Raw genomic sequence first — 3,894 nt, 5'->3', positions numbered from 1 at the left:
CGGCGCGCCTCCGGATCCTCCGCGTGCGCACGCACGCCCGGCGTCCGGCGCTCCTCGGGCGGCAGGCCGAGATGGGACTCGAGCCACCGGAGCGTCTCGGGGAACGTGCGGTGCGTGAACTTGCGCACGAGCTCGATGCCGTCGCCCCAGCCGCAGCCGCGGCAGAACCACCGGCCCTGCTCCTCCTTCTTGAAGAAGCTGAAGCGGTCCCGCCCGCCGCAGAGGGGGCACGGGCGGTTCTCCCGCTCGAAGTGCGCGGGATCCATCCCGGCGGCGGCGAAGATCTCGGGCCACCGCCCTTCGGCGGCGCGTTTGATTCGGTCGAGGTCGCTCACGTCGTCTCCCGTCGGCGCGTGGTGGCCGGGGTCAGAAGTTGAAGGGAAAGTTGCGCTCCTTCCACGGGTCGAGCGTGTAACCCACCTCCGTCACGACGCCCTTCACGTCGAACTGCACCCAGCAGGCCATGTCGAAGGCCCCTTCGTCTTTGAAGCGGTACATCCAGGCGTGCTGGTCGATGAGGGCGAAGGTGTACTCCTGCGCGCACTTGCCGAAGAGCGCATGCACGTCGGCCTCGGTCGAGACGCCCGGGCGGATGAGGGCGAAGTGCTCGCGGTCGAGCACGTTCTCGCGCTTCTCGAGCCGTCCGGCGGCGTCGAGCGTGAGCCACCAGACCTCCTGCGCGGCGCCCTGGCCGGAGTAGACGAGCCGCACGCGGCCGTCAGGGAGCTGCGTGCGCGCGTCGGGAGCGCCGAGCTCCGAGACGATCTGCGTCTCGCTCTCGCCCATGTCGAGGAGCTGCGGATGCGCGCACCCGGCGAGCACCGCAGCGGCGAAAAGGGCACACAGGGCGCCCGAGAGACGGCTCTTCACGTCACTTCTCCTTCGGCCGCGACTCCACGGGGGCGGTCTTCTCGGCCCAGTCGCACTCGAGCTGGTCGATGAGCGACTTCATCGCGGCCTTGAACTCGGCCTTGCCGACGCCGAGGAGCACCGCGTCCTCATAGCTCTCCGAGAGGAGCTCGGCGAGCTCGTGCCAGTTCTCCTCGAGCACGCGCACGGACTCCGTGCACGATACGGTCGAACCGTCGCAGCGCAGCCAGGCGGCCGGCGCGGGAATGGGCTTCTTCACTTCTTTTCCTCCGGCTGTCTGCCGTATGTTCTGAACTTCTCGACGACGCGGGCCATTTCGTCGGCCGGGATGATCCGCGGCTCGCCCAAAGAGCGCACCGTCACGTACTGCCGGGCGAGGTTCTCCACCTCGACGAGCAGCGCCAGGGCCTTGTCGAGCGTTGCGCCGAGAGCGAGCGACCCGTGGTGCTCCAGAAGACACGCATTGCGCTTCTCGAGCGCCCGCGCGGCGGCGAGCGCCAATGCGCGCGTGCCGAAGGTCTCGTAGGGCGCCACCTCGATCGAGTCGCCCCCGGCCGCGGCCACCATGTAGTGGAAGGCCGGGATGGGCATGTTCTGACAGGCGAGCGCCGTCGCGAAGCACGAGTGGCAGTGCGCCACCGCGCCCGCGTCGGGGCGCGTGCGGTATGCCTCGGCGTGCATCTCCCACTCCGAGCTCGGGAGCCGCGGCCCGTGGGCCGCGCCGGTCTCGAGGTCGACGTAGACCACGTCGGCGGGTTCGAGCCGCTCGTAGGGGATCCCCGTCGGCGTGATCAGGAACCCCGCGCCGAAGCGCGCCGAGACGTTGCCCGACTTGTTGACGTTGATGCCGCGGCGGTTCATCTCCCGCGCCGTCTCGATGACGGCGCGGCGCAGCTCGAGCTCAGAGTCCTGCATGGGCGATCTGGTCCTCGAAGGCGGGGGCGAGCTCGGTCGGGGCGAAGACGCCGCGCTCGGTGATGATTCCGGTGATGAAGCGGTTGTGCGTCACGTCGAAGGCGGGATTGGCCGCCGCCTCCTCGGGAGGTGCGAGCTGCACGGTGAGGGCCCGGCCCGAGTGGTCGAGCCCACGCACGGTGAGCACTTCCGAAGGCGCGCGGTTCTCGATCGGAATCTCGCGCTTGCCGTCGGTGAGGTGCCAGTCGATCGTGGACGAGGGCGCGGCCACGTAGAAGGGCACCTCGTTGTCGGCGGCCGCGAGCGCCTTGAGGTAGGTGCCGATCTTGTTGGCGACGTCGCCGCGGCGTGTGATGCGGTCCGCGCCGACGATCACCATGTCCACGTCGCCGTGCTGCATGAGCTGCCCGCCCGCGTTGTCGGCGATGATCGTGTGCGGAACGCCCTGCTGCCCGAGCTCCCAGGCCGTGAGGAGCCCCTGGTTGCGCGGACGCGTCTCGTCCACCCAGACGTGCAGCGGCGTTCCGCGCTCGAAGGCGAGGTACACGGGCGCGAGCGCGGTGCCGTAGTCCACCGTGGCGAGCCACCCGGCGTTGCAGTGCGTGAGGATGTTCACGGGCCGGCGCAGCTTCTGGTAGAGCGCCGCGATCAACCCCGCGCCCGCCTCGCCCACGGCGCGGCAGACGTTCACGTCCTCCTGCGTCATCTCTTCGGCGAGCCGTACGGCCGCGTCGAAGCGCAGCGCGGGTTCACGGGGGAGCAGCGCCGTGAGCATGCGCTGCACGGCCCAGGCGAGGTTCACCGCGGTCGGACGCGCGTTCTGGATGCGCTCGGCCGCCTTGAGGAGCGGCCCGTTCTCGGGGTTCTCCTTCACCGCGAGCACGACCGCCCAGGCACCGGTGATGCCGATGAGCGGCGCGCCGCGCACGCGCATCACTTCAATCGCCTCGACGCAGTCGCGCCAGTCGGAAAGCACGCGCTTTTCGAACTGATAGGGCAGCAGCGTCTGATCGATGATCTCGATCGCCGTGCCGTCGTCAACCGAGCGGATGGTTCTCGTGGGAATGCCGTCGACCTTCATCATGCCTCCATGCAGGGATTCTTCGGCGGGTCCGCAGGCGCCCTTCCGGCCTTCTGAACCCGCATCCTTCAGTTTAGCAAGCACTGCGCACGGGTTGATTTCATGGCTACACTACGTCAAACCCTTCTCTCAGGCCCGACCATGCTCCGACCGCCGCTTTCCGCCCTGCTTGCGCCCCGCTCCGTCGCCGTCATCGGCGCGAGCGGCCATCCGGAGAGCCGCGGATTCCACGTCTGGCGCTCGGTGAGCCTCTCAACGGGCATCGAACGGCTCTGGCCCGTCAACCCGAAGTACCGCTACATCGGCGAGCGTCCCTGCTACCCGGACGCGGACGCCCTGCCCGACCGCGCGGTGGACCTCGCGATCCTCTGCGTGGGACGGCGCCACCTGGCGCGGGCGCTCGGAAAGCTCTCGCGCAACCCGCCCGGCGCCGTGCTCTTTGCACCGCAGGAGGAGGGGCCGCTCTCGGACCGCATCGAGATCTCGGAGCTCCTCGAAGCCGCGCGGCGCATGGGCTCGCGCCTCATCGGCCCCAACTCCATCGGCCTCGTGCTGCCGCGCGCAGGCGTGAACGCGAGCTTCTGGCCGCGCATGCCCGCCGCGGGCGGCATCGCGCTTCTCGCGCAGTCGGCGATGATCGCCACGGGTCTCATGGATCACGCGGGCGAGGCGAGCCTCGGCTTCAGCGCCGTCGTCAACACGGGGCTCGAAGCGGACGTCGGCATGGCCGAGCTGATCGACTGGTTCGCGCGCGACGCCGCGACCCGCGTGATCGCCCTCGAAGTGGAGGCGCTGCGCGATCCACGGGCCTTCTTCAGCGCGCTCCGCGCGGCCGCAGAGAAGAAGCCCGTCGTCGTGCTGCGCGCCGGTCCGGGCGCAGGCTACGCCGCCGACCGCCTCGCCGCGGGGCGCTTCGGCACGGACGCGGGCGAGGACCGCGCCTTCGACGCGCTCATCGCCGCCGCGGGCGCCCTGCGCGTGCGCACCTATGCGGAATTCTGCGCGGCGGCGGCCGCCTTCAGCGCGGG

The 3,894-nt window shown here is 70.2% G+C and carries 6 protein-coding genes; 1 reads left to right on the top strand and 5 read right to left on the bottom strand.

The window, feature by feature from the left end:
• From ACT6Y9_RS09305 to mtnA, 5 genes are all read right to left on the bottom strand, one after another.
• Nucleotides 1–335 (bottom strand): primase-helicase zinc-binding domain-containing protein (locus ACT6Y9_RS09305; protein WP_443744322.1); only part of this gene is annotated, 335 nt, incomplete at its 3' end.
• Nucleotides 336–366: 31 nt separating this feature from the next.
• Nucleotides 367–870, bottom strand: coding sequence for a hypothetical protein (locus ACT6Y9_RS09300; RefSeq protein WP_443744321.1), 504 nt, complete (start codon nt 868–870; stop codon nt 367–369).
• 1 nt (nt 871) lies between these two features.
• Nucleotides 872–1,129 (bottom strand): hypothetical protein, encoded by a 258-nt coding sequence (locus tag ACT6Y9_RS09295; protein ID WP_443744320.1) that lies wholly within the window; start codon nt 1,127–1,129, stop codon nt 872–874.
• On the bottom strand, nt 1,126–1,785 hold the full coding sequence (locus tag ACT6Y9_RS09290) for a class II aldolase/adducin family protein (RefSeq protein WP_443744319.1): 660 nt from the start codon (nt 1,783–1,785) through the stop codon (nt 1,126–1,128). Before ACT6Y9_RS09290 ends, ACT6Y9_RS09295 begins: the two co-directional genes overlap by 4 nt.
• Nucleotides 1,772–2,866: an S-methyl-5-thioribose-1-phosphate isomerase gene (gene mtnA / locus ACT6Y9_RS09285; protein WP_295481070.1), complete on the bottom strand. Its 1,095-nt coding sequence runs from the start codon at nt 2,864–2,866 to the stop codon at nt 1,772–1,774. The genes ACT6Y9_RS09290 and mtnA overlap by 14 nt, the downstream gene beginning before the upstream one ends.
• 141 nt (nt 2,867–3,007) lie before the next feature.
• Between mtnA and ACT6Y9_RS09280 the strand changes: the two genes are divergently transcribed.
• A partial coding sequence (locus ACT6Y9_RS09280) for a CoA-binding protein (RefSeq protein ID WP_443744318.1) occupies nt 3,008–3,894 on the top strand: 887 nt, incomplete at its 3' end.

Origin of the sequence: Sutterella sp. (assembly GCF_052272535.1) — a bacterium.
GTDB lineage: Bacteria > Pseudomonadota > Gammaproteobacteria > Burkholderiales > Burkholderiaceae_F > Sutterella.
The sequence above is the reverse complement of the archived record's forward strand: the minus strand, read 5'-3'. Positions and strand labels throughout refer to the sequence as shown.